Raw genomic sequence first — 25,811 nt, forward strand, 5'->3', positions numbered from 1 at the left:
CTAATGTCCGCGAGATGCGCGCCTTACCTCCTCGTGAAGGCGACCGCGGCGACGATGATTGCTCCCTTGATGACGAGTTGCAGCGACGAGCTGACGCCGAGCAGCACCAGCCCGTTGTTGAGCGTGCCGATGATGAGGCTGCCGAGCAGCGTGCCCAGCACAAAGCCGCGGCCGCCGAACAGGCTGCAGCCGCCGAGGATCACCGAGGCGATGACGTCGAGCTCCATGCCTTGCACCACATCGGGCCGCGCCGCGTGCGAACGCGCCGACAGGATCAGTGATGCCAGCCCGGCGAGCGTCCCGGTCAGCACGAAGGCCAGCGTGGTGACCTGCTTGATATGGACGCCGGAATAGAGTGCCGCCGTGGGATTGCCGCCCGCCGCATAAACCCGCCGCCCGTAGACGCTGTAATGCAAGAGCAGGATGCCGGCGATGGTGACGCCAAGCGTCCACAGGATCGGCGCCGGAATGCCAAGCACGGAGCCTTCGCCGAAGATGGCGAAATAATACTCGTTGGTGATGATGACCGGCTTGGTGTTGGTGACCATCAGCGCCAGGCCGCGCGCACCGCTCAACGTGCCCAGCGTCACCAGGAAGGACGGAATTTCGAGGCGGGTGGTCAAGACACCGTTGATCAGCCCGATCAGCGCTCCGGTGCCCAGTCCCGCCAGCGCGCCGACGACCCAGTTGTTGGCGACGAACGCCATGGCCAGCGACGCGCTCATGCCCGAAAGCGCCAGCGTCGAGGCGACGGACAGGTCGATCTGCCTGGAGATGATGACGAATGTCATGCCCACGGCAATGATCGAGACCAGTGTCGTCTGCCGGCCGATGTTGAGAAAATTGTCGATCGACAGGAACCACGGCGACGCCAGGCTGAAGACAACCAGCATGATGGCGAAGGCGACGTAGAGCATGTAGGGACGCTCACCCTGAAGCAGATGCCGCAGCGCCGAGCGGCCGCTTGGCTGATTGGCGGCAGCCTTTGCCATTGGTGCGTTTGCCGGGCTTTCTGTGTCGGTCATGCCGCGTGCTCTTCCGATGGCTGCGAAAGTTGAATGAGGTGATGAAGGTCCTCGGCGCTGCCGAATTCCGCCCTCGAAATCGTCCTGGTGATCCGGCCATCGACGACGATCGAGATGCGGTCGCAGAGCTGGAGCAGTTCGGACAGATCCGAAGACACCAGCAGCACCCCGCTGCCAGCCGTGGCCGCCGCGCGAATGACGCCGTAAATCTCCTCGCGCGCGCCAACATCGACACCAACCGTCGGCTCGTCGAGCAGCAGCACGCGCGGCCGCGGCTCGTTCCATTTGCCGAACACAACCTTCTGCTGGTTGCCGCCGGACAGGTTCTTCACAAGGGTCAAAGTGCCTGGCGCCTTGACCGCCAGCCTGCGCATCGCGGCATTGGCATGCTCGCTCGCCGAACGGCGCTGCAGCCAGCCGAGGCGCGAGAAATAGGGCAACCGGGGCAAGGTCAGGTTGCGCTCGATCGAATGCTCGAGAACCAGGCCCTGGACGTGCCGGTCCTCCGGCACCAGCGCAATACCCTGTCGTATCGCCGCTGCCGGATCCGTGCCCTTCAGCGAAACGCCGTCGAGGCTGGCCTCGCCCGATTGCACCGGCCGCAGGCCGAAGATCGTTTGCAGGATTTCGGTGCGTCCGCTGCCGATCAGGCCGGCGAGACCGTGGATCTCGCCGCTGCGCAGCGCAAGATCGGTCCGGTCCAGCCTGTCGTTGCTGACATCAGTCAATTCGAGCACGGGTTTTTCGGCTGAACCATGCCGAGCCGGCGGCGCGCTTTGCCCGGCTGTCGCACTGTCCGCCTTCAGAACAGCGTGATCCGGCCCGACGATCGCGCCGACCAATTGCCTCATGTTGGTTTGCGAGGTGACAAATGTTCCGGCGTTCTGACCGTCGCGAAACACGGTCACCCGGTTCGAGATTCGGAACACCTCGTTGAGGCGATGGGTGACGTAGATCACTCCGACGCCCCGCGCGGCGACCGCGCGGATCGCCTCGAACAGGATCTTCTCTTCATCGTCGGTCAGCGCCGAGGTCGGCTCGTCGAGGATGAGCAGGCGAACATCGCCCATCAACGCCTTGGCGATCTCGGTCATCTGGCGGTAGGCGAAGGGCAGCGAGCCGACCATGGCGCGCGCATTGAGCGGGATGTTCTGCGATTTCAGGAAGGCCTCGGCCTGCGCCACCAGCTGGCGCTTCTTCAGGAAGCCGAGCCGCGTCTTCGGCTCTCGCCCCAGCAGCAGATTGTCGGCAACCGTAAGCGATTCGACCAGGCTCAGGTCCTGGTAGACGACCGCCACGCCGGCATTGCGCGACTGGCCGGGCGACGCGAACGAGACAGGTTTGCCTTCGATTTCGATCGAGCCGCCATCATGAACATGCACGCCGCTCAGGATCTTGATCAAGGTCGATTTGCCGGCCCCGTTTTCGCCAAGCAAGGCGTGAACTTCACCGGACTGGATTTCGAGGCTGACACCGCGCAGCGCATTGACGCCGCCGAACCGCTTCCTGACGCCCTCGACGCGCAGCAAGGGGGCCTCGGACGATGGCGAAATCGAACTCTGTTCGATCATGACGCCTGCATTTCCTTCCCTTGACGCGTCCCCTACCCGGCATATCGAGATCGTCTTTTGGGACTTCTCTTACTTTTTTTGTAACTTTTCCATCAGGTCGGCAAAATGTCAAACGGAGTCAGCCGGCAGCTGGAATGAATCCGGTCCAACCTCACCATGTTCGGTAATGACCGCGTCGAAGCCGTCCATGGCTGAGAAGAAGGCGCGCTTGAGCTTGCCGATCTTGCTGCTGTCGACGACGAGATAGTTCTCGCGCGCCAGGCCCATCACCTTCTGCTTCACCACCGCCTCGTGAAAATGCTCGCAGGTGGCGCCGCGTTTGGCATCGACGCCGGCGGCCGACAGGAAGGCGGCGTTGATGCCGACGCTCTTCAAGATATCGAAATCATGCGTGCCCGAAAAAGACGCCGATGCGGGATGATAGACGCCACCCAACATGATGATCGTCACATTGGCCTTGCGGGTCAGGCGTTCCGCCACGTTCATGGCGTAACATATTGCCGTTATTTGATAATTGTCGGGAATGAGGTCGATCAGATGGATCAGCGTCGTGCCGCAATCGATGAAGATCGTCTCGTCGGGCCGTATCTTGCGCACCGCGTGCAGGCAGGCTTCGCGCTTCGCCGCCGCATGGCTGTCGGCCGCGGTCGCCAGTTCGTAAGGCGCGTCGGTGTCGATCTCGGCCGCCGCCAGTATATGCCCACCGAGGAAGGCGATCTGTCCCTGGTTGGTGGCGATGTCACGCCGCACCGTCATCTCGGAGACGCCGAGAAGCGTTGCCGCCTCGCTGAGATGGATGACCCGCCGTTCCGACAGAAGATGGATCAGCCGGGCTGTCCTTTGTGCTTTGCGAGCAGTCATGCGTGGGCCTGTCGGTCACTTGAAATGTGAGGAATTTAACAACCGCTCTCGTTCAGTTGCAAGCGCGGTGTGCCAATCCGGCCGGACATGACCAACGGACGTGCCTGCTTACAAGGCTCTCGTCTGCCTTGTACCGACGGCGTGGGCCATCAGGCCTTGGTGGATTTCCCCGCCCCGAACCGCAACCCGTCCATCAAGAGCTTGACCAGCCGGCGCGAGCGGTCGCGCCATTCCGGGGTGTCAGGCGCCGAGTAGATGCCCGACAGCGCGTGCAGCACGTCCGAAGCATCGACATCGCCGCGGATGGTGCCGTCGGCCACCGCCGCCTCGACCAGATGCCGCAAGGCTTGCGACACCCGGCCGAACGTGTCGGAAAACAGCGTCGAATTGGTGGTAAGCACAATGCGCAGGCTGGTCGCCAGGCCGCGCTTGGTGGCGATGTAGTCGACGAAGCGCTGCATCCACTGTTCCAGCGCGACATCGGACGGATGTCTTTGGGCGAGCTCGCCGGCGGCCGCGCACAGTCCCTCCACCTCACGGCGATAGACCACCTCGACCAGATGCTCGCGCGTCGGGAAATGCCTGTAGAGCGTGCCTATGCCCACGCCGGCGCGGCGCGCGATCTCCTCCAGCGAGCCATCGATGCCGCGCTCGGCAAACACGGCGGCGGCGACCTCGACCAGCCGGTCGCGGTTGCGCTGCGCATCCGCGCGCAGCGGCTTTGCCTCAGCGGCTTCGGCCTTCTGTTCAGCAATGGCGGACGGCTCGGTGGCCAATTTTTTCTCCACATCGTGTCAGGGGGCTTGAACCCGGCCGGGTCAACCCCCACGTAATAAACGGAGGCGCCTCCGCTTTAGTGGAGTACCTTTATCATATAAGAAGGGGAACCGGTATGTCACGCCTTTCGAACCTGCAAGCCGACATCGCCCCTGCCCGCCTATCTCGCGGGAGATTCGCTGCAATTTCCACTTTCCCCGTCAAGACCTGACCAAACGGTTACCTTGCCTTCTCCGGCAAGGCACCAGTTCAACCCCATCCGCGTCAAGCAACTGGAGCCAGACGCCCATGACCAGCCTTCCCATCACGCTCACCATCAACGGACACCGACACGAGCTGGAGGTCGATCCACGCGTAACCCTGCTCGACCTGCTGCGCGAACGGCTCGATCTTACCGGCACCAAGAAGGGCTGCGATCGCGGCCAGTGCGGCGCCTGCACGGTGCTGGTCGACGGCAAGCGCATCAACTCATGCCTGGCGCTGGCGGTCAGCCATGACGGCGCCCAAGTCTTGACCATCGAAGGCGTCGCCCACGGCGAGGAACTGCATCCGGTGCAGGCCGCCTTCATCGCCCATGACGGCTTCCAGTGCGGGTTCTGCACACCCGGCCAGATCATGAGCACGCTCGGCCTGATCGCCGAGGGGCAAGCCGGCGACGATCCCGAACGCATCCGTGAGGGGCTGAGCGGCAACATATGCCGCTGCGCGGCCTATGGCGGCATCGTCGAGGCCGTCCTGGAGGCCCAGCAACAGCTTGCCAAAGCAGACCGGAGGACCGCGGCATGAGAGACTTCGATTACATCAGGCCCGCCACCATCCCAGACGCCATCGCAGCCGCGGCCGAGCCGGGTTCGGCCTATCTCGCCGGCGGCACCAATCTGCTCGACCTGATGAAAGGCGGCATCGCCAGTCCCGAACGTATCGTCGACATCTCCCGGTTGCCGGAGCTCAACCGCATCGAACGGCTGGACGATGGCGGCGTGCGCATCGGTGCGCTGGTGCGCAATGCCGACCTCGCCTACGATCCGGAGTTTGCGAAATCCTATCCGGCGGTGGCCGAAGCGCTGCTGTCGGGCGCTTCGGCGCAGCTTCGCAACGCCGCCACCGTCGGCGGCAATCTCCTGCAGCGCACGCGCTGCAGCTATTTCTACGACACCGCCAGCGCCTGCAACAGGCGCGAGCCTGGCGCCGGTTGCGACGCGCTGGAAGGCGAGAACCGCCTGCACGCCGTGCTCGGCTGGAGCGACGCCTGCATCGCCACCCATCCGTCGGATTTCTGCGTGCCGCTGGTGGCGCTCGACGCCGTGGTCGAGATCGAAGGCAAGAAGGGCCGGCGCCATGTGACGCTGGAGGAATTCCACCGGCTTCCCGGTGAAACGCCGCAGCGGGAGAATGCGCTGGAGCCCGGCGACCTGATCGTGGCGGTGCGCCTGCCGGCGGAGGCTGCCTCCTTCTCCGCCAATGCCCGTTACCTGAAAGTGCGCGAACGCACCTCCTATGCCTTTGCCGTCGTGTCGGCCGCCGCGGCGCTCGTCGTCGATGGCGGCAAGATCCGCGCCGCAAGGCTGGCGCTGGGCGGCGTCGCGGCGAAGCCGTGGCGGGCGCGCTCGGCCGAAGCCGTCCTGCTTGGCGCGGATGCCAACGAGGCGACCTTCGCCAGCGCGGCGGACGCCGCCTTGGCCGATGCCAGCCCCTCCGGCGACAATGCGTTCAAGATCGAGCTTGCCCGCCGCATCGTGGTCAGGGCGCTGATTTCAGCCCTTTCGGGAACGCCCGAGCGTCTGCCGGCCCTTCCTGCCTCCCCGTTCTCAAACATTCCCGGAGTGCGCCATGACGCTTGAACTCAGCCTCAACCAGCAACCCGCCCATGCCCGGCAGGGCTCCAGCATCGGCCAGCCGCTGACCCGCCGCGACGGCTTTCTGAAAGTCACCGGTGGCGCGCGCTATGCCGCCGACAACCATCCGCCCGGCATGCTATACGCGGTGCTCGCTGTCTCCAGCATCGCGCGCGGCCGCGTTGCCGCGCTGGATGTCGAAGCGGCCAAGGCGCACCATGGCGTGGTCGAGGTGATGACACCCAAGAACCGGCCTGCGCTCGCCGCCGATCCGGACGCCAAGGACCATCCCTTCATGTTCCGGCTCGACCTGCTGCAGAACGATCAGGTCCGCTACCCCAACCAGAGCATCGCCGTGGTGATCGCCGAGACGCTGGAGGCCGCGACCGAAGGGGCAGCACTGCTGTCGCCGCGCTATGAAGCACTGCCGGCGCGCGTCGGCCTCGACGGCGCCAAGAGCTTCGTGCCGCGTGGTGTCGGCGTCGGCGGTCCGGCCGTGCAGCGCAAGGGCGATGTCGAGGCGGGCCTCAGATCGGCAAAGACGCGGATCGAAGCCACCTACGAGACCCCCGCCCAGTACCACAACGCCATGGAGCCGCACGCGATCGTCGTCGCCTGGGATGGCGACAGGCTGTCGATCGACACGCCGAGCCAGGGCCTTGCCATGGCGCAGGGCCGCATCGCCGGCCTGTTCGGCATCGCGCCGGAAAACATCCACATCCGCAGCCCGTTCCTGGGCGGCGGCTTCGGTTCGAAAGGCATGATCTCCGGGCCGCAGGTGCTCGGCATCCTGGCGGCGCGTCTTGTTGGCCGTCCGGTCAAGCTGGTGCTGCGGCGCGAGCAGATGTACGGCCCGGTCGGCCATCGCGCGCCGACGCGCCAGACGCTCCGCATGGGCATGGATGGCGAAGGGCGGCTGACGGCGATCGACCATCACGCCAGGACCGCGTCGAGCACCTTCGACGATTTCTTCGAACCGGCCGCGGATGCCTCGCACACGCTCTATGCCAGCCCGGCCATCGCGACCTCGCACGATGCCGTGCGGCTCGACACCGGTACGCCGCTGTTCATGCGGGCGCCCGGCGAAGCCACCGGCTCGATCGCTCTGGAGAGCGCCATCGATGAGGCGGCTCACGCCTGCGGCATGGACCCGCTGGAATTCCGGCTGCGGAACTATGCCGAGGTCGAGCCGATGACCGGCAAGCCGTTTTCCTCCAAGGCGCTGCGCGAATGCTACAGGCAAGCGGCTGAGACGTTCGGCTGGGCGAGCCGCCCGCTTCAGCCGCGGCTGATGCGCGACGCGGACGGTTTCCTGACCGGCTGGGGCATGGGCACGGCGACGTTTCCAGCCCTGATGTTCCAGGCCGAGGCCCGCGCCGTGCTGAGAAGCGACGGCAGCGGCCTGATGGAGACCGGCGCGCAGGATATGGGACAAGGCGCCTGGACAGCGTTTGCCCAGATCGCCGCCGACGGACTGGGACTGGACATCGACCGGGTCGAGTTCAGGGCCGGCAGTTCCGACCTGCCCAACGCAGGCATTGCCGGCGGGTCCGGCCACACGGCGACGGCCGGCATGGCAATTCACAATGCGGGTGCTGCCGTCATCGCCAGGCTCGCCGATCTCGCCACCGGCAACGAGGCCTCACCGCTATTCGGTGCCGGCAACGAAGGCGTGCTGGCGCGCGGCGGCCGCCTTTACCGACGCGACGATGAAAGCCGCGGTGAAAGCTATGCCGAGATCCTCACGCGCGCGGGTCTCACCGAGATCGAAGCCCATGGCAAGGGCGCTCCGGATCCAGCGTCCCAGGAGACCTATGCCAAGCACGCGCATGGCGCCGTGTTCGCCGAGGTGAAGGTTGATCCGGATTTCGGCCAGATCCGTGTCACAAGGCTGGTCGGCGCGTTCGCCGCCGGACGGGTCATCAATCCGCGGCTGGTGCGCAGCCAGTATTATGGCGGCATGATCTGGGGCATTTCCTTCGCGCTGCATGAGGAAGCCATCACCGACCGGCGCTCGGGCCGGATCCAGAATGCCAACCTCGCCGAATATCATGTCCCGGTGAATGCCGACGTGCCGTCGGTCGAGGCGCTGCTGGTCCACGAGGACGACCCCTACGTCAACGCGCTCGGCATCAAGGGCGTTGGCGAAATCGGCATCACCGGCACGGCCGGCGCCATCGCCAATGCGGTTTGGCATGCAACCGGCGTGCGGCCCCGGCGCTTTCCCATCCGCATCGAGGACCTGCTGGGGTGAGGCGTGGTCCCGCGAAGCGGGCGGGAAGCCAATTGCTTGGCTTCCCGAACGACGAACGGTGAAGGCCCGGTCCGCCTTCGGGCGGATCAAAAGGTCCAGTGGACCTTTTTAAGGGGCTGAACGCCCGAAGGGCACGGAGCGACAGCGAAGGGCCGGACAGCGGGCACTAGGTCCGCCGGCTGCCCAACATGAGATCAACCGACTTCGCGTCAAGCAACTGGAGCCAGACGCCCATGACGAAAATCCCCGTCCATCTCGATATCAACGGCCACCATCACGAACTGCAACTCGAGCCGCGCGTCACGCTGCTCGACGCCTTGCGCGACCGCCTTGGCCTGACCGGCACCAAGAAGGGCTGCGACCACGGCCAGTGCGGCGCCTGCACCGTGCATGTCGACGGCGAGCGCGTGCTGGCTTGTCTCACACTTGCAGCTCAAGCTCAGGGCCGCACCGTCACCACCATAGAGGGGCTTGCACGGGAGGGCGAAATGCATCCCGTGCAGGCTGCCTTCCTCGAACAGGACGCCTTCCAGTGCGGCTATTGCACGCCCGGCCAGATCATGTCGGCGGTCGCCTGCATCCGCGAAGGCCATGCCGGCTCGGACGAGGAAATCCGCGAATACATGGCCGGCAATCTCTGCCGCTGCGGCGCCTATCCACACATCGTCGCCGCCGTCCGCCAAGCAGCCCAGGAGGTCGCATCATGAGGGATTTTTCCTATCTGCGCGCTGCTTCAGTCGATGCTGCGCGCCAGGCGGCCGCCCTGCCCGGTGCCATGCTGCTCGCCGGCGGCACCACGCTGATCGACCTCGCCAAATGCGGCGTCGCCGAGCCCGAGACGCTGGTCGACATCACCCATCTCAAGGGGCTGAACGGCATCGAGGTGAGCGAGCGCAGCGCCATCATCGGCGCGCTGGCCAAGATGGGCCATGTCGCCGATCATGCCGACATCAAGAGCCGCTTCCCCGCCGTCTCAGAAGCCCTGTGGCAGGCGGCCTCGGCGCAGATCCGCAACATGGCGACCATCGGCGGCAATCTGATGCAGCGCACGCGTTGCCCCTATTTCCGCGACCCGGCGAATTTCCCTGCCTGCAACAAGCGGGAACCCGGCAGCGGCTGTTCGGCGATCGGCGGCGTCACAAAGGGACACGCCGTGCTCGGCACCAGCGACGCCTGCATCGCCATGTATCCCGGCGATCTCGCAGTGGCCCTGGTCGCTTTCGATGCGGTCGTGCATCTGGGCCAGCGCCAGGTTCCGGTCGACGACTTTTTCCTGCTGCCCGGCACCACGCCGGACAGGGAACACGCGATCGAACCGGGCGAGATGATCACCGCGATCGAGATCCCCGGCTCGGCCTCTGCCCGGCGTTCGACTTACCTCAAGATCCGCGATCGCCAATCCTATGAGTTTGCCGCGGCAAGTGCTGCCGTCGGCATCGAGTTCGAGGCCGATGGGCGCACCATCCGCGATTTGCGCGTGGCGCTCGGCGGCGTCGCGACCAAGCCTTGGCGTGCGCGGGCCGTGGAGGACGCGCTGAAGGGCAAGGTGCTGGAGCCGGACGCTGTCCGCGCCGCCAGCCTGCTCGCCGTCGAAGGCGCCATCGACCATGGCGCCAACCACTACAAGATCGAACTGGCGCCGCGCGTTGTCGCGCGGGCTATTCTCAAGATGGGAGAAACGGCATGACGGTTCACAACATCAGACATGGTGACGCATCCGACGGTACGGAAGCCGTCGGCGGCCGGCTGTCGCGCGTCGACGGCCCGGCCAAGATCACAGGTGCGGCGAAATACGCCGTCGAGCAGCAGCTCGAAGGCCTCGCCTACGCCGTGCTGGTCGAAAGCACGATTGCATCCGGCAAGGTGCGCGCGATCGACACGAACGCGGCCGAGGCAGCCCTCGGCGTGCTGCAAGTGCTGACGCCGGACACCATCATCAGCCTCAGGACAGCGGCGGACTGGTTCGGCACGCCGCCGCCCGACAAGCCCTATTGCCCGCTGGCTCGCGACATCAGCTTCTCCGGTCAGCATGTCGCCGCTGTGGTCGCCGAGACCTTCGAGCAGGCGGTCGCGGCGGCAGCACTGGTCAAGATCAGCTATGACGAGACGCCTTCGATCGTCGACCTCAGCGACGCCAAGGCCGGCGACGGCATTCCGATCGACGCCATGACCAAGGAATGGGGTGACGCGCAAGGCGCGTTCGCCTCGGCCCCGGTCCGCATCTGCGCCGCCTACAACACGCCGCGCGAATACCAGGCGCCGATGGAGCCGCATGGCCTGATCGCCCGCTGGGAGGGCGATCAACTCACTGTGTGGGAGCCGAGCCAGTGGCTGGACGGCATGGCGCGCACCTATGCCGAATGGTTCGGCGTGCCGTTCGAGAATGTACGGCTGGTCTCGCCCTATATTGGCGGCGGCTTCGGCTCCAAGGCGCTGGCGCTCAGCCATGGCGCGGTGGCGGCATGTGCCGCCAGAATGCTCGGCCGGCCGGTGCGGCTGGTGATGACACGGCCGCAGACCTTCACCGGTTATGGTGGCCGCGCCGCGACACGCCAGACGGTGACGATCGGCGCCGACGCGCAAGGGAAAATCCAGTCGATCGTGCATCGCGGCGTCAATGAAACATCCATCGACGGCATGTGGGTCGAGCCGCTGGGATCGGTCACCTCGATCATGTATGCAACGCCGAATTTCTCCTCCAAGCAGAATGTCGTACGGGTCAATTCGGTGGTGCCTGGCGCCATGCGCGCGCCGGGCGAAAACCCCTCGGCTTTCGGCATCGAAAGCGCCATCGACGAGCTCGCTTACGAGGTCGGCATCGATCCGCTGGAGATCCGGCTGAGGAACTATGCCGAGCAAGATCCGCATGCGAAAAAAGCCTGGTCGACCAGGCAGTTGCGCGAGGCTTTTGCCACCGGCGCCGAGCGCTTCGGCTGGGCCAGGCGCACATCAGAACCGCGCTCGATGCGCGATGGCAACCAGCTGATCGGCTGGGGCGTCGCCGCCGGCACCTATCCGGTGCGGCGCGCCTATGGCGAGGCGATCGTGCGCATCCTGGCCGACGGCTCCGTCGAGGTCGAAAGCTCGTCGATCGACATGGGCCAGGGCACCTACACCATCCTGGCGCAGACCGCCGCTGAAACGGTCGGCGTGCGAGCTGACGACGTGGTGGTGAAGCTCGGCGACTCGCGCTTTCCCCGTGCCGGCGTCACCGGCGGTTCGCGGCTGGCCGGCGTGATGACGGGTGCGGTCTACAAGGCGGCGACATCGGCGCTCGACCAGCTGGTCGGCCTCGCCATCAGCGATCCGCGCTCGCCCTTCCATGCGCTGCAGGCCAACACGCTGGTCGTCGCCAATGGCCGTATCGGCTCGCCGCGCGGCGACGGCCCCGATGTCTCGATCGCCGAACTGCTCAAAAGCGTCGGCCGCGACCACATCGAAGCCACCGGCGACACCATGCCGGCCAACTCGACGCCAGAAGATCGCTACAAGAACTACACCACCATCGCCATGGCGCTGCCGCACACCGAGGGCGACTATTCCCGCCACTCCTGGTGCGCGCATTTCATCGAGGTGCGCGTCGACGAGGATTTCGGCACCGTGCGCGTCTCACGCGTCGTGTCGGCGCTGGATTCGGGGCGGCTCTACAACCCGAAACTCGCCGAAAGCCAGTGGAAGGGCGGCATCATCATGGGCATCGGCCAGGCGCTGCTCGAAGAAGGCATCGTCGACCGCCGCCACGGCCGCATCGTCAACAACAACCTCGCCGACTATCTCGTGCCGACCAATGCCGACATTCCCGACATCGAGGTGATCTCGGTCGGCATCCCCGATCTGCATTCCTCCGTGCTCGGCGGTAAAGGTGTTGGCGAACTGGCCATTGTCGGCGTGGCGCCGGCGATTGCCAACGCGGTGTTTCACGCCACGGGGAAGCGCGTGCGGGATCTGCCGATCACGCTTGAGAAGCTGATTTAGCCAGCGCCGGCTTTGTCTCCCCCCTTGAAGGGGAGATGTCGCCGAAGGCGACAGAGGGGGTCACCGCGTAAAGCGCCAACCTCATCTGCAGCAGCAGGCCGAGCCCAGTCGAACCGACCCCTCTGGCCTGCCGGCCATCTCCCCCTCGAGGGGGAGATAGCAATCAGAACTTGTAGGCAACACCGATCCGGACATCGTGCGTCGTCAACTCGATCTCGTCGGGATTGAGAGGAGCGCCGTTGACGATCAGGTGACGTTGGGACGTATGGCGGCCGAAATCGGCGAACCGGTACTCGCCGCGGACCACCCAACTGTCGGTGACGGCGTATTCCACACCGGCGCCCAGCGTGTAGCCGGTGATGGTGTCTTTGGCGTCGGCATAGGGACCGCCCGGAATGTCGGTGGTAGTGTGTTTATAGCTTGCCACGGCCAGGCCGCCGGTGACAAAGGGAAGCCAGCGATCCATCGCATAGCCGGCTCTCAGACGCACGGTGCCAACCGACTCCAGCTCGAGCTCGCCGCCAAAGGCAGGGTCATCGACGCCGAGCGCCCGATAGAGCGTGGTGTCCTTCACGCTTGCGAAGTTGTAGTCGCCCTCGATGCCAAGAACCAGCCCGCCGTCGAACTGCTTGCTGTAGCCGGCATACAAGCCGCCGAAGCCACCGGACGGGCCATAGCCCCAGCCGTAGTTGTCGAAACTGCCGGGGGCGAAATCCTGCCCGACCCTTGCGTTCCCCCAGGCGTAACCGGCTTGCGCGCCGACATAGGCGCCGGACCAGTCGTAGGTGGCCGCGACAGGCAAGACCTCACTGGTGTCCGCCGCGAACGCCATGCCGACGGGCGTGAGGATGAAGGCCGTGGCGAGAAGAATGGTTTTCATCGTTTGCTATCCCGAAACTATTGCCTCCCCCGCGCAAAAAAGCGCGGGGGTTTGTTCAACGACGGCAGGTCAGAACTTGTAGCTGAGACCGACCCGCAGATCGTGCGTCTGGAGATCGACGCTCGTCTCCGTGGGCAGACCAGCAGCCACCGAGAGGTCCTGGCTGCCGAAGTCGGAGTAGCGATATTCGGCCCGCGCGATCCACCGGTCGGTGAAGGCGTGCTCGATGCCGGCGCCAACCGTCCAGCCGACATGGGTCTCATCGTGGAATGGTATTTGAACGGCGCCGCTGCCGCCGATCGCAGTCACTTCATACTTTGCCGCGGCCACGCCGGCAGCGATGTAAGGCAAAGTTCGACCGAAAGCGTAACCCGCTCGCAGCCGCGCCGCACCCGACCACTTGAGTTCGCTCTTAAGCAATGTGCTGAAACCACCGCCACCAGCATCGAGGGGTATCAGTCCGTCTGTATTGAAGATAGTCAGCGCGATACGCTCGCCATTTGGTAATTGGCTCCGAGATGAATACCGCCAATAAAACCGTCTGGATCGAGGGGAAGGTTGAGGTCAGTGGCCCCACCGATGCCGCCGCCGGCGATGAACAGATTGGATTTTCCGGCTGCGTAGCCGACGTCGACGCCGGCATAGAGGCCGGACCAGTCGTAGCCGGCGGGCGAAGCCTCGGTGACATCAGCCGCGCATGCCACGCCGAGCGGCGCGAGGATGAAGGCCGTAGCGAGAAGAAGAGTTTTCATGGTTTGTCTGCCGCCCCAAAATTGTCGTGGTCGCCGCCGCGCGGATGCCCGCGGAGATCCAGCTGTTGTCGAGAAATCCGGTGTTGCATTGTCCACCGGCCGCGTCTTGGGCTGGGCTGCACCCGAATTGACCGGGAAAGCACCGCGGCACTTTCCCGGTCGGTGTGGCCATTCGGCCTCAGTCGATGGGCGCGCCGTGCATCCGGCGGTATTCGCTGTCGGCGAGACTACCTGGCACTGCCCGGCGTCGAGCCGAAGCGGCGGCGGAAGCAGCGATTGAAATAGGACACGTCGGAGAAGCCGCTGAGCAGAGCGATCTCGCTGATCCGCATGCGGTCGTTGCGTCTGTCGGACAGCATTCGATGGGCTCTCTGGAGGCGCAATTCGAGAATGCGCTCGGCAAAGCTCACCCCGGTTTCCTGCAACAGGTCATGGACGTAGCGCACGGACAGCCGCAATTGCCCGGCAACACTCTGCGCCGAAATGGCGGGATCGGCGAAATTGTCGCGCATCTTTTGCAGGATGGCCTGCAGCCTTGCCGCGCGCAGGCCGCGCAGGCCCGCCAGTTCGGCCGCCTCGCCCTTGGCGCCGGTCGCCAGGCCGATCAGATCGACGATCGTTTCGGTGGCATGGCCGATGAGATCGGGAGACAGCAAGGCGGGACCTGCTTCCAGGAAGCTGCAATAGCGCTTGAGCATGTCGAGCGCCTCGTTGTCGGCGCCGATGGTCAACGCCAACCGGTCCTCGACATGCGTGAAGGCATTCTCCAGAACGATGCGCGGCAGCACCACATTGGCCCAGACATTGTTGTCGCCGCCGGTCATCTGCAACGCTTCCGAAGCCGAGACCAGTGCGGCTTCGCCTTTGCCGACGTGATAGTCGCGGCCAATCTGGGTGCCGCTGAGCACCGTATCGCCATTGTTGACCAGCAGCAGATAGCCGTCGCGGCCGTCGGCGGCGATGTTGCTCGCCTTGCGGCTGGCATGCCGGATCGTCCCGGCCATCTGCCCCAGCACCAGCGACCCGACGGCTGTCGCTTCGATCGCGGCCTGGAACGACAGTTTCTCGGAAATCGTATATTCGACCGACCATATCTCGGCGACATGGATGTCCTGCCAGAGCGCGAACCGTGCGCGGTGGTCCAGATGCGACGGCAGATCGACCGATGAGAAGACATTCTTTTGCAACGGATATCCGGGGCCTTTTCTATATGCGCCTTCACTTTAGACATGCACCGTATTGGACCAGATAATGGCTTGTCCAGAGCAAGAAGTACTTCCGCCATGGACGACAATTTCATTGCTGTTTTGGACAAGAATTTTCCCGAACTTCGTCGATTTGGCTGACGCAATTCCGGAAAAAAATCGGAGATATCCGTAAAGCGTCGCACTCGATGGCGCAAAACTGCCACAGCGCGCGGAAAAAGCACGACGCCTCTCTCCAGTCCAATTCCGGTGCGGCCCTGCCCAAGACAACGCCTGGCTCCGATGACATGTCAGCCCTCAGGGCGAAACGACCATCATGTCAGGGGATTGAATGCCGCAGAATAGATTTGGAGGCCGCAAGGCGAAGGCGTTGAAGTATCTGGCGCTGACGTCGACCGCACTGGTCGGCCTTGGCCAGCCAATCGCCGCCACAGCAGCCGAAACCTGGACCGGCGCTGCCTCCACTGATTGGTTTACCGCCGGAAACTGGAGCCCCGCCGGCATCCCTGCAATGACTGATGACGTGACAATAGATTCGGCACCGCTGATGCCGAAGATCGACAATGCGGCGGCGCTTGTGAAAAACGTCTTCATCGGGGACAGCACCATCGGCGGCCTGACCATCCTGAATGCAGGTCTCCTCAGCGACACCAACGGCACCATCGGCAACCTCGCTGGTTCAAACGGCGTTGTAAGCGTCACTGGAACTGGTTCTGCCTGGACCAACAGCTCTGACCTCTATGTCGGTGCCCACGGCACCGGCACGCTGAACATCCTGAGCGGCGGCACGGTCAGCTACGGCGTCGGCTTGCTCGGCTATGTCGGAGGCTCAACCGGCATCGTGACGGTTGACGGTGCAGGGTCGAATTTGACCGGCGATTCCAGCTTTTACGTCGGCTTTAACGGCGCCGGTATATTGACGATCTTGAATGGTGGCACGGTCAGCAATGCTGTCGGGAGCGTGGGCGAGTACTCTGGCTCAAACGGCTCGGCGACGGTCGACGGCGCGGGCTCGACCTGGACCAATAGCTCGGATCTCTACATCGGCAACAACGGCACCGGCACTCTCGCAATCACCAACGGCGGCGTTGTCAGCAACACCTTGGGCCATGTTGGCAATCTGGCGGGTTCGACCGGCATGGTCTTCGTCGACGGCGCCGGCTCGACCTGGACCAACAGCGGATCGCTGATCGTCGGCAATTCCGGCACCGGCACTCTGGCGATCACCCACGGCGGCGCTGTCAGCAATAGCTGGGGGGCTATTGGCGCGGCGGCAGGCTCGAACGGCATGGTGTTCGTCGACGGTGCCGGCTCGACATGGACCAACAGTTCCAACCTGGCTGTCGGCGACTTGGGCGCCGGCACTCTCGCTATCACCAACGGCGGGGCCGTCGGCAATGACGCGGCCTATGTCGGCAATTCGGTGGGCTCGACCGGCATGGTGTCCGTCGCGGGCGTCGGCTCGACCTGGACCAACAGTGGGAGCCTTAACGTCGGCAATCATGGCACGGGCACGCTGACGGTCTCGAGCGGCGGCACGGTCAGCAGTGACTCGGCCTATGTTGGCAAAGCAGCGGGCTCCACTGGCGCGGTGACGGTCGACGGCGTCGGCTCGACATGGACTAATAGTGTGAATCTTCTGATTGTCGGCCACAGCGGCACCGGCTCGCTGACGATTTCGAACGGCGGCACCGTCAACAGCGCCATGAGCTATGTCGGGAACTATTCTGTCGGCACCGCGATGGTCGATGGCGCCGGCTCGACATGGAACAGCAGTTCGGCTCTCTATGTCGGTGTCAGCGGAGGCGGCGTTGGCACGCTGACAATCCAAGGCGGCGGCACTGTCAAGAACACGGTCGGCCACCTGGGTAACTCGGTGGGCTCGACTGGCACGGCCACGGTCGACGGCGCGGGCTCGAGCTGGATCAACAGCTCAGCGCTGTTCATCGGCACCGGAGGCACCGGCACACTGACGGTTTCAAACGGGGGAACCATCCAGAGCGCAGGCGGCTTCGTCGGTAACGTCAGCACAGGTATGGGTGTTGTGACCGTGGGTGGTGCGAATTCCATCTGGGCCAACAGCGGCGACCTCTACGTCGGCAACCTCGGAACCGGCACACTGAATGTCTTGAACAGCGGCACGGTCAGCAATGCCTGGGGCTACCTCGGGTACAATCCAGGCTCGACCGGCACGGCGACGGTCGACGGCACCGGCTCGACCTGGACCAGCAGTGCGGGCCTTGCCGTCGGCCTCGACGGCGCGGGCACACTGACGATTTCGAACGGCGGCGCGGTTTTCGCCGGCGGCACCGTCACCATTGCCAGTCACGCGGGTTCGACCGGCACGCTCAACATCGGCGCCGCGGCAGGCTCCGCAGCCACAGGCGCCGGCGTTTTCGGCCCGGCCGCGCTGCAGTTCGGCAGTGGCGTCGGCACGCTCAATTTCAATCATACCGAGGCAAACTACGCGTTCGACGCCACGATCAGCGGGCTGGGGACGATCAACCAGATCGCCGGCACGACGAACCTGACCGCCAATTCGAACGGCTTCACCGGCGCCACCAACGTGGTGGGCGGACGGCTGGCCGTGAACGGTTCGCTGGCCAGCTCGCTGGTGACGATCTTAGGCGGCGTGCTGGGCGGCAACGGCACGGTGGGTGGCATCGTGGCGCAGTCGGGCGGCATCATTGCACCGGGCAATTCAATCGGCACGCTCAATGTCGCGGGCGACATCGACCAGGCAGCGGGCTCGATCTACCAGGTCGAATTGACCTCGACCGGCCAGTCAGACCTCATCCTGGCGACGGGCACTGCGACGATCGCCGCCGGCGCGGTCCTCGACGTCGTCAAGACGGATGCCGCGCCTTACGTGCTGGGCACGCATTACACGGTGCTGCAAGCAGATACCGGCGTCGCCGGCACCTACACGCTCAACGGGGCCGGCCCGTTCATCGGCCTTCTTGCCAATTACGACGCGACGCACGTCTATCTCGATGTGGTGCAGGCAAAGTCCTTTGCCTCGGTCGGCCTGACGCCCAACCAGATCGCCACCGGCGGAGGCGCCGAAAGCCTTGGCGGCGGCAATCCGCTCTTTGACGCCATTGTGGGCTTGCCGAGCGAAGCAGTTGCCCAAGGCGCCTTCGATCAGCTTTCGGGCGAGATCCACGCCTCGGCCAAGGGCATGCTGGTCGAGGACAGCCGCTTCATCCGCGACGCCGCCACGTCCCGTATCCGCGACGCCTTCGGCGACGGTGGCACCGCTGCCCTGCCGGTCATGGCCTATGGCGAAGGCGGCCCCGAAATGGTCGCCGCCGACACCGACCGTTTTGCTGTCTGGGGTCAAGGCTTCGGTTCCTGGGGCAACACGGACAGCGACGGCAACGCCGCCGCCTTCGACCGCTCGACCGGCGGTCTGCTGGCCGGCGCCGACACGCTGATCGGCGGCTGGCGTGTCGGACTGCTCGGCGGCTACAGCCATTCCTCCTTCGATGCGGATGATCGCAATGCCTCCGGCAAGAGCGACAGCTACCATCTCGGCCTCTATGGCGGCACCAATTGGGGCGCCATTGCCTTCCGCACCGGCGCTGCCTACAGCTGGAGCAACATCTCGACCAAACGCTCCGTTGCCTTCAACGGCTTCACGGATGGGCTGTCGGCCGACTACGATGCCGGCATCGCGCAGATCTTCGGCGAGCTCGCCTACAAGGCCGGTGCCGGGCGCTTCAAGTTCGAGCCCTTCGGCAATCTCGCCTATGTCAGCGTGCACACCGATGGCTTCACCGAAACGGGCGGCGATGCGGCGCTGACCAGCGCCGGTTCGACCACCGACGCCACCTTCACCACGCTCGGCCTGCGCGGCTCGACCGACTTCGCGCTTGGCGGCATCAACGCCACGGCGCGCGGCATGCTCGGCTGGCGCCACGCCTTCGGCGATGTCACGCCGACCTCCAGCTTCGCCTTCGCCGGCGGCGACGCCTTCACCATTGCCGGCGTGCCGATCGCCAGGGACGCAGCGGTCATCGAGGCCGGCCTCGACCTCAACATGTCGGCCAATGCCACGCTGGCGCTCTCCTACACCGGACAGTTCGGCGGCGGCGCGGTCGACCAAGGCGCCAAGGTCAATCTGGGCCTGAGGTTCTGAACGACAGAAGCGCACCGGCAGAACAAAGGCAGCGCTCGAACGGCACACATGATCCTGCGCGTCCGTCGATCCCCCCTACTCCGGCGACGGTACCGGCGGCTTCGAGGTGATCGCAGTACCGAAGGCAGCGGCAATGACGGCGGCGATCCCGGCCAGTTGCGTCCCGGTCAGGCTCTCGTGCAGGAACAGGAAGCCGGCCAGTGCGCCCAGCCCCGGCTCCAGGCAGGTCAGCGTGCCGTAGATACGGGCCGGCATACGAGTCAGCGCCACCATCTCCAGGAAGAACGGCAGTGCGCTGGAGAACAGGCCGACGAGCAGCGCGCTGACCAGGATCGAGGGCGCGAGCAGCGCGGTTCCCGCCTGCGCCACGCCGAAGGGCAGCACCAGCACGGCGGCGATCGCCATGCCGTAGGCGGTGGTGCGGGTGCCAAGCTCCGCGCCGGCCTTTTGGGCGAGCACGATATAGAGCGCCCAGAAGGCGCCGGCCGCCAGCGCCAGCATCACCCCGATCGGATCAAGCGGCGCGAGTGAACGGACGAAGGGCGACAACAGCAGGATGCCGGCCACCGCCAGCGCGATCCAGGCAAAGTCGCTGGCGCGCCGCGAGGTCAGCGTCGCCACCAGAAGCGGGCCGGAAAACTCCAGCGCCACCGCAACGCCGAGCGGAATCTTGGCGAGCGCTGCGTAAAACAGGAGGTTCAGCGCGCAAAGCGTCACCCCATAGGCGACCAGCCACGGCAGAGTGGCGCGCGAGGGCCGCATCTGCCAGGGCCGCAGCACCGCGATCAGCATCAGCGCGCCGATGACCAGCCGCAGCGTCGTCGTGCCTTGCGCGCCGATCAGCGGGAACAGACCCTTGGCAAAGGTGGCGCCGATCTGGATCGACACCATGGCGCCCATCAGCGCTGCGACCGGCAAGGGCGCCGCTTCGCGACTGGCAACTGGCGTCGATGTCACGTGGTTCCATCCTCCATACCGCCGGGCCAAACCCGACCGGCGGCATGGAGATAGGGCGAACCGGCCGGCCTGTCGTGAGGCAGCGGCAACTTGCTGCTAGGGCACGGCCAGGCACGCCGGCAGCATGCCCTCGGTCAGTTCAGGGATTTGCGCCTTGGCGGGGGTGCCGGATGGCGCTGCTCGAGTGCCGCTGCCGCATCGGTGCGGCCGGTCCGGCGCAGTCTTTCGAGGTAGCCCGGCAACTCGCCAAGGCAATGGAATGGCCCGCCTTCCCGGATCACCGTCACCAGCGGATCGACATCGCTGTCGCCGCGGACGGCCATCGTGCCGCGCCAGTCCTCGAGCAGCCGGCTGGCATGATCGACCACATCGCTTCGAACACCGGAGAGATCATGCTGCTCATGCGGATCCTCGCTCAGATTGAACAGGCTGACCGGGCCGAAATCCTTGTAGCCGTCGTGGTAGGTGCGCAGCATCAGCCAGTCGGCCCCGCCGAGCCGGAACCGCACGCCGCGCTGCACCGCCCACGCACCCTGGCTCAGCACCAGGAAATCGCGGCCGCCCTCCTCGCTCGCGGCAAGCGCCGGCGCGAAGGAGCGCCCGTCCCACAGCACTGGCACGCTGCCGCCAAGCCGGTCAATCAGCGTGGCGGCCCAGTCGAAATGATAGTGCAGCCCACTATTGACGCCGCGCATATCCTTGGCGCCGGGCCAGCGGATGACCAGCGGCACGTTGCAGGTGAATTCGTCCGCCGTCTGATGGTCGCCCCAGACATTGAGCTCGCCGAGGTTCTCGCCATGATCGGCGCCGATGACGATGATCGTGTCATCGAACAGGCCTTGACGCTTCAGTTCCTCGACGATGAGCCCGACATGATGATCGGCGTAGAGCACGCCGGTGTCGTAGCCGTCGAACCAGGCCTTGACGGTGTCCATGTCGTTGATCGGCGACGGCATGCGCCGGTATTTCGATCCGCCCGGCTCGACGTCGAAACCCGAGGGTTCCTGCGGGCTGTGCGGGCCGTAGCCGGCATGGCTCTTCTCGAACACCGCCTTGGTCATCCAGTCGGGAAGCGGCTGGTCGGCAAAGGGGTCGCCGAAGGCGTCCGGCGCGCGATAGGGCGTGTGCGGGTCCCAGACATTGACATGCAGGAACCATTTTTTCGCCGCGCCATTGCGCTTCAGCCAGTCGATCGCCAGGCCCGAGACCTCGTCGGCATTTTCCATGCCGGCCTTGCCCGGATTGATGATCTCGTTGAAGCCGGCATACCAGTGCCAGCAGCCATGCCGTTCGCCGAAACTGCTGATCGTCGTGGTGTGGTAGCCGAGATCGCGCAGCGCCCGCATCCAGCCTTCTTCGTAGAAGGTACCGGCCCAGGCTCGCTCGGCGCCTTCGCGGAACGGCTCGCAAGCGGTGCCGCCATGGCCGACCACGCCGGTCCGCATTCCGTGGCGGCCGCTCCACAACGCCGTGCGCGACGGATGACACGGCACATCGGAAACATAGACGTTCTCGAAGCGGATGCCGTCACCGGCAAGGCCGTCGATGACGGGAGAGGTGTTCCGGTGATAGCCGTAGCAGCCGAGATGGTCGCGCCTGAGGCTGTCGATGTCGATGTAGAGAACGTTCATGAATGGCTCGTCGCTGCTGTGATTGTCTGGAAACAGGCCCCGGCTCGCTGCCGGGGCTTGCGATTTGCAAAGGGCGGTTTCAAGAAGGCCCGTCAGGCCGAGATGTATTGATCGCCGAGATAGTAGTCCTTGGGATCGAGCGAGGTCTCGAGCTTGCCGAAGGTCTTGAACAGGTCGTTCATCGTCGAGAACCAGCCGTTCACGGTGCCGTCCTTGGTCAGCTTGATGAGCTCGGCCGACGTCATGAAGCGGCCATAGCCGGCCTCCGTCTTCAGCTGGTCGGCGGGAATGCCGAGCAGCTTGGAGGTGATCTCGATCGCCTTGTCCTGGTTGGCGGCGCGAAAATCCTGCGCGTCCTTGATGGCGCGCACCACGTTGCGGACGAGATCGGGATTGCTCTCGATCAGGTCGTTGCGGGCAATGAAGACGCTCGGAAAAGTGGTCTGCGGATAGAAGTCGTCGTTCTTGGCCAGTTCCACCAGATCGGGAACGCTCTTCTGGATGATGCCGACGAACGGATACCAGATGCCGGCCGCGTCGACCTGCTTGGAGGCGAAGGCCGCCACGATGGTGCTCGGGTCCATCTGCACGATGTCGAGGTCGGTCATCGCCATCCCAGCCTTGCGCAGCGCCAGCCGCAACAGCATGTCGCCCGACGTGCCGGCCGCGATCGCGACCTTCTTGCCCTTGAGGCCGGCGATGGACGTGATGCCCGCCTGGGCGATCACCCGGTCCGAGAAGCCGACATCGTTGACGGCGATGATCTTCGCTTTGCCGGTCGCCGGCAGCCACAGCGCGCCCGGTCCGAGATAGCCGAACTCCAGGCTGTTGGCGCCAAGCGCCTGGACCTGGATGGGGCCGTTGGTGAAGACCTTGATATCGGCATCGACGCCGTGCTTGGCGTAAAAGCCCTGGTCGGCCGCGACGCCGGCAACGCTGGCGCCCCAGAAATCGCCATTATAGCCGATGCGCGCCGCCGTTCCCGCCGCCCTGGCGCGAATGCCAGAGGCGGCGAAGGCGGCGAATGCCGCCGATGATGCGATGAGTTTACGTCTTGTCAGTGTCACCATACTCTCCTCCTGTCACTGTTACTGGTGGTAAACGGCTTGCCAGACGCGGTTGCGGATGCTCATGAACGCCGCCGAAAGCCGGATTTCCTCGGTCCTTGGGTAAGGCAGGCCGACGTCGATGATCTCCTTCAGCCGGCCGGGCCGCGCCGCCATGACGATGACGCGGTTGGCGAGATAGACCGCCTCGTCGACATCGTGGGTGATGAACATCACGGTGCGCCGCTCCCGGCTCCAGGTGTCGAGCAACTGATCCTGGAGCTGCACGCGGGTCAGCGCGTCGAGCGCGCCGAAGGGCTCGTCCATCAGCAGGATGGATGGGTCCACCGCATAGGCCCGGGCAATCGCGCAGCGCTGCTTCATGCCGCCCGACAGCGTCTTCGGCAACGCATCGGCGAAGTCGCCGAGGCCGACAAGGTCGATGAAGCGCTCGGCGATCTGCCTGCGGCGCGCCGCCCCCTCGCCCTTGATGCGCAGCCCGAACTCGACGTTCTGGCGCACGGTGAGCCAGGGAAACAGCGCATATTGCTGAAAGATCATGCCGCGCTCCGGGCCCGGCCCCTCGACCGCCTTGCCGTCGACCAGCACGGTGCCCTCGCTCGGCTTCAGCAGGCCGGCCGCGATGTTGAGCGCCGTCGACTTGCCGCAGCCGGACGGGCCGACCACAGTGACGAACTCGCCGTCGGCGATGTCGAGCGACAGCCGGTCGAGCGCGATGAAGGCATTGTCCTTGAGGTCGAACCGGCGCGTCACATTGTCGAAGACGATCTTTGGGACGATCTTGGGCGGCATCACACGCGCTCCTGCCAGACGGTGAGCCGGCGCTCGATCACCAAGAGGATGCGATCCATGGCAAGGCCGAGAATGCCGATGGTGATCAGGCTGACGAAGATGGTCGGCAGGTCGTAGTAGAGCTGCGCCTGCTGCATGCGGAAGCCGAGGCCGGTCTGCGCGGCGATCAGTTCTGCGGCGACCAGCGTCGCCCAGGCCGAGCCGAGGCCGATGCGCACACCAACCAGGATGAACGGCGTCGACGCGGGAATGATGACGCGCAGGAAGATGGTCAGATCCCCCGCGCCGAGCACGCGCGCTGCGTTGATCATCGTCTTGTCGACGCTGATGACGCCCTGATAGGTGGCGACGACGCTGGCCAGGAAGGACGCCAGGAAGATGACGAAGATTTTCGGCGTCTCGTCGATGCCCATCGTCACGATCGCCAGCGGAATGATGGCAAGCGGCGGGATCATACGGAAGAACTGCAGATACGGCTCGATGAGCGAGCGCGCGACCTTGTACCAGCCCATGACGAAGCCGACCGGGATCGCCAGGATCACGCCGAGGAGAAAGCCGGTCAGCACCCGCGCCAGGCTGGACATGATGTCGGTGGCGAGCTGCCCGTTGGCGATGAGATCGGCAAACCTTGACGCGACCTGCGGCGGCGGCGGCAGGCCGACCGCGCCGCCCGCCGTCAGCAACCACCAGATGGCGATGCCGGCGACGAGCCCGCAGAGATTGAGCGCGAGACCGGAGTAGTCGAGGCCCGACCCTCCCGGCGGCCCACCGCTGGAGCCTGTCGTCTTCGCCTCGCTCATCGCGACACTCCCGAGTAGAAAAAATGGTCGAGCGCAGCGGCCGCCGCGCCGATGGCGCCGGCGCCGGGACCAAGGCTCGACCGCTCGATCCGCAGCACGTCGCGCATCGGCGGCAGGACGCGTGGCGGAACGCCCCGCCTGATATGATCGATGAAGCTTTCCGGCGCTTCCGCCAGATGACCGCCAAAGACGATCAGGTCGGGATTGAGCAGGTTGGTCGCGGTTGCGATCGCCGTCGTCAGATGCCGGAGCGCGGCGTCCCACGCCTCGGGGTATTTCTCCACCGCGGCCAGCAGGTGCCTGGGATGAGGCGTGTCGATATGGGCGGCACGGGCCAGCGCGCGTTCGGACAGGAACGTCTCCAGGCAGCCCACATTGCCGCAAGCGCAAAGCTCGCCATCTTCGACCACCTGGACATGGCCGAGCTCGACGGCCCCGTAGCCGCCGGGGCGGAACGGCATGCCATTGATCACCAGGCCGGCGCCGAGGCCGGTGCGCAGATAGATGTAGAGCAGCGCGGTCGTGTCGCGCCCGATGCCGTAGCGCGATTCCGCCAGCGCCATCGCGCTGACATTGTGCTCGACCACCACCGGCATGCCCAGCGCCGTTTCGAGCTCGTCGGCAAACGGCACATCCTTCCAGTCGTAGTTGACCGATTGCAGGTTGCGGCGCCGCTTGGTGTCCACCGGTCCCGGCACGCCGAGCCCGAGGCCGATGAGACGCGAACGGGCGACGCCGGTCTTCTTGATCAATTGCTCGACGATCCGCACGACCATGCCGATCACCGCGGCGGGTTCACTGGTGGCGGTGTCGAAATGCTGCGAGGCCATGGCTTTCGAGGCGGCTTTGAGGTCGGTGATGGTGGCGTGGATGGTTCCGGCGCCGATGTGCACGCCAACCACGGACAGGGCGTCGGGCACCAGCGCGACACCGATCGCCGGCCGGCCGACGGGCGCATCGCCCGCGACAGCCTGGTTGAGCTCGACCACGGTGCCCTCCCTGAGGAGATGGGCCGTCAGATGGGTAAGGGCGGTGGGCGACAGCGAGGTGCGCCGCGCCAGTTCGGCGCGCGACTGCGGACCGTCGTCGCGCAGGATTCGCAGGATCGCTCCGTGATGCGCGCCCATTCCTTCCTCCCTATTATTTTCTAATGTTAATAAATTAATTATGCCTGTCAAGCACGGCAAAGCACGGCTTCGCGACAGACGTCGATGCACTTGGGTTTCACCCTTCCCTATCGCAGGAATTAGGCGGCATGGATGCGGAGGGGACTGCAGGCTGGGGCAAG

General features: G+C 65.2%; 21 protein-coding genes. 7 read left to right on the plus strand and 14 right to left on the minus strand.

Features of this window, described 5'->3' with window-relative positions; all coding sequences use genetic code 11:
• Positions 1 to 23: 23 nt before the first annotated feature.
• The 4 genes from EJ076_RS26040 to EJ076_RS26055 form a co-directional block, all read right to left on the minus strand.
• Positions 24 to 1,025 carry an ABC transporter permease gene (locus tag EJ076_RS26040; RefSeq protein ID WP_109660709.1) on the minus strand — a complete coding sequence of 334 codons (1,002 nt, stop codon included), beginning with the start codon at positions 1,023 to 1,025 and terminating at the stop codon, positions 24 to 26.
• Positions 1,022 to 2,596, minus strand: a complete 1,575-nt coding sequence (locus tag EJ076_RS26045; protein ID WP_126069768.1) for a sugar ABC transporter ATP-binding protein — start codon at positions 2,594 to 2,596, stop codon at positions 1,022 to 1,024. The genes EJ076_RS26040 and EJ076_RS26045 overlap by 4 nt, the downstream gene beginning before the upstream one ends.
• A 108-nt stretch (positions 2,597 to 2,704) precedes the next feature.
• Complete coding sequence (locus EJ076_RS26050) at positions 2,705 to 3,457, minus strand: DeoR/GlpR family DNA-binding transcription regulator (RefSeq protein ID WP_109660705.1); 753 nt, start codon at positions 3,455 to 3,457, stop codon at positions 2,705 to 2,707.
• 149 nt (positions 3,458 to 3,606) lie between these two features.
• The gene (locus tag EJ076_RS26055) at positions 3,607 to 4,233 is read right to left on the minus strand and encodes a TetR/AcrR family transcriptional regulator (RefSeq protein WP_126069769.1); all 627 of its coding nucleotides are present in this window, start codon (positions 4,231 to 4,233) and stop codon (positions 3,607 to 3,609) included.
• Positions 4,234 to 4,522: 289 nt separating this feature from the next.
• On the opposite strand from EJ076_RS26055, the gene EJ076_RS26060 reads away from it, so the two are divergent.
• The 6 genes from EJ076_RS26060 (at position 4,523) to EJ076_RS26085 (ending at position 12,298) form a co-directional block, all read left to right on the plus strand.
• A complete protein-coding gene (locus tag EJ076_RS26060; protein ID WP_109660703.1) occupies positions 4,523 to 5,020 on the plus strand; it encodes a (2Fe-2S)-binding protein in 498 nt (165 codons plus the stop codon).
• Positions 5,017 to 6,075 carry a xanthine dehydrogenase family protein subunit M gene (locus tag EJ076_RS26065; protein ID WP_126069770.1) on the plus strand — a complete coding sequence of 353 codons (1,059 nt, stop codon included), beginning with the start codon at positions 5,017 to 5,019 and terminating at the stop codon, positions 6,073 to 6,075. Before EJ076_RS26060 ends, EJ076_RS26065 begins: the two co-directional genes overlap by 4 nt.
• Positions 6,065 to 8,323, plus strand: a complete 2,259-nt coding sequence (locus tag EJ076_RS26070; RefSeq protein ID WP_126069771.1) for a xanthine dehydrogenase family protein molybdopterin-binding subunit — start codon at positions 6,065 to 6,067, stop codon at positions 8,321 to 8,323. Before EJ076_RS26065 ends, EJ076_RS26070 begins: the two co-directional genes overlap by 11 nt.
• A gap of 233 nt (positions 8,324 to 8,556) precedes the next feature.
• Positions 8,557 to 9,030, plus strand: coding sequence for a (2Fe-2S)-binding protein (locus EJ076_RS26075; RefSeq protein ID WP_126069772.1), 474 nt, complete (start codon positions 8,557 to 8,559; stop codon positions 9,028 to 9,030).
• Positions 9,027 to 10,010, plus strand: a complete 984-nt coding sequence (locus tag EJ076_RS26080) for a xanthine dehydrogenase family protein subunit M (RefSeq protein ID WP_126069773.1) — start codon at positions 9,027 to 9,029, stop codon at positions 10,008 to 10,010. Before EJ076_RS26075 ends, EJ076_RS26080 begins: the two co-directional genes overlap by 4 nt.
• Positions 10,007 to 12,298, plus strand: a complete 2,292-nt coding sequence (locus tag EJ076_RS26085; protein WP_126069774.1) for a xanthine dehydrogenase family protein molybdopterin-binding subunit — start codon at positions 10,007 to 10,009, stop codon at positions 12,296 to 12,298. The genes EJ076_RS26080 and EJ076_RS26085 overlap by 4 nt, the downstream gene beginning before the upstream one ends.
• Positions 12,299 to 12,461: 163 nt before the next feature.
• Here the strand turns inward: EJ076_RS26085 and EJ076_RS26090 are convergent, their stop codons facing one another.
• The 4 genes from EJ076_RS26090 to EJ076_RS26100 all read right to left on the minus strand — a co-directional run bounded on the left by EJ076_RS26090 (position 12,462) and on the right by EJ076_RS26100 (position 15,117).
• Positions 12,462 to 13,178: an outer membrane protein gene (locus EJ076_RS26090; RefSeq protein WP_126069775.1), complete on the minus strand. Its 717-nt coding sequence runs from the start codon at positions 13,176 to 13,178 to the stop codon at positions 12,462 to 12,464.
• 69 nt (positions 13,179 to 13,247) lie between these two features.
• A complete protein-coding gene (locus EJ076_RS35885; RefSeq protein WP_245462881.1) occupies positions 13,248 to 13,598 on the minus strand; it encodes an outer membrane protein in 351 nt (116 codons plus the stop codon).
• 59 nt (positions 13,599 to 13,657) lie between these two features.
• A complete protein-coding gene (locus EJ076_RS35890; RefSeq protein ID WP_245462882.1) occupies positions 13,658 to 13,930 on the minus strand; it encodes a hypothetical protein in 273 nt (90 codons plus the stop codon).
• Positions 13,931 to 14,157: 227 nt separating this feature from the next.
• Positions 14,158 to 15,117: an AraC family transcriptional regulator gene (locus tag EJ076_RS26100; RefSeq protein ID WP_126069776.1), complete on the minus strand. Its 960-nt coding sequence runs from the start codon at positions 15,115 to 15,117 to the stop codon at positions 14,158 to 14,160.
• Positions 15,118 to 15,466: 349 nt separating this feature from the next.
• On the opposite strand from EJ076_RS26100, the gene EJ076_RS26105 reads away from it, so the two are divergent.
• Complete coding sequence (locus EJ076_RS26105) at positions 15,467 to 19,276, plus strand: autotransporter outer membrane beta-barrel domain-containing protein (protein ID WP_126069777.1); 3,810 nt, start codon at positions 15,467 to 15,469, stop codon at positions 19,274 to 19,276.
• A gap of 75 nt (positions 19,277 to 19,351) precedes the next feature.
• On the opposite strand, the gene EJ076_RS26110 is transcribed toward EJ076_RS26105, so the two are convergent.
• The 6 genes from EJ076_RS26110 to EJ076_RS26135 form a co-directional block, all read right to left on the minus strand.
• A complete protein-coding gene (locus EJ076_RS26110; protein ID WP_126069778.1) occupies positions 19,352 to 20,233 on the minus strand; it encodes a DMT family transporter in 882 nt (293 codons plus the stop codon).
• 134 nt (positions 20,234 to 20,367) lie between these two features.
• The gene (locus EJ076_RS26115) at positions 20,368 to 21,864 is read right to left on the minus strand and encodes a sulfatase (RefSeq protein ID WP_126069779.1); all 1,497 of its coding nucleotides are present in this window, start codon (positions 21,862 to 21,864) and stop codon (positions 20,368 to 20,370) included.
• A gap of 92 nt (positions 21,865 to 21,956) precedes the next feature.
• Positions 21,957 to 22,934, minus strand: a complete 978-nt coding sequence (locus tag EJ076_RS26120) for an aliphatic sulfonate ABC transporter substrate-binding protein (protein WP_126069780.1) — start codon at positions 22,932 to 22,934, stop codon at positions 21,957 to 21,959.
• An 18-nt stretch (positions 22,935 to 22,952) separates the two neighbouring features.
• Entirely contained in the window at positions 22,953 to 23,711 is a 759-nt protein-coding gene (locus tag EJ076_RS26125; protein ID WP_164548887.1) for an ABC transporter ATP-binding protein, read from the minus strand.
• An 11-nt stretch (positions 23,712 to 23,722) separates the two neighbouring features.
• Complete coding sequence (locus EJ076_RS26130; RefSeq protein ID WP_126069782.1) at positions 23,723 to 24,523, minus strand: ABC transporter permease; 801 nt, start codon at positions 24,521 to 24,523, stop codon at positions 23,723 to 23,725.
• Positions 24,520 to 25,650: an ROK family transcriptional regulator gene (locus EJ076_RS26135; RefSeq protein WP_126069783.1), complete on the minus strand. Its 1,131-nt coding sequence runs from the start codon at positions 25,648 to 25,650 to the stop codon at positions 24,520 to 24,522. The genes EJ076_RS26130 and EJ076_RS26135 overlap by 4 nt, the downstream gene beginning before the upstream one ends.
• Positions 25,651 to 25,811 lie beyond the last annotated feature (161 nt).

The sequence above is a fragment of the Mesorhizobium sp. M7D.F.Ca.US.005.01.1.1 genome (assembly GCF_003952545.1).
GTDB classification, from domain to species: domain Bacteria; phylum Pseudomonadota; class Alphaproteobacteria; order Rhizobiales; family Rhizobiaceae; genus Mesorhizobium; species Mesorhizobium loti.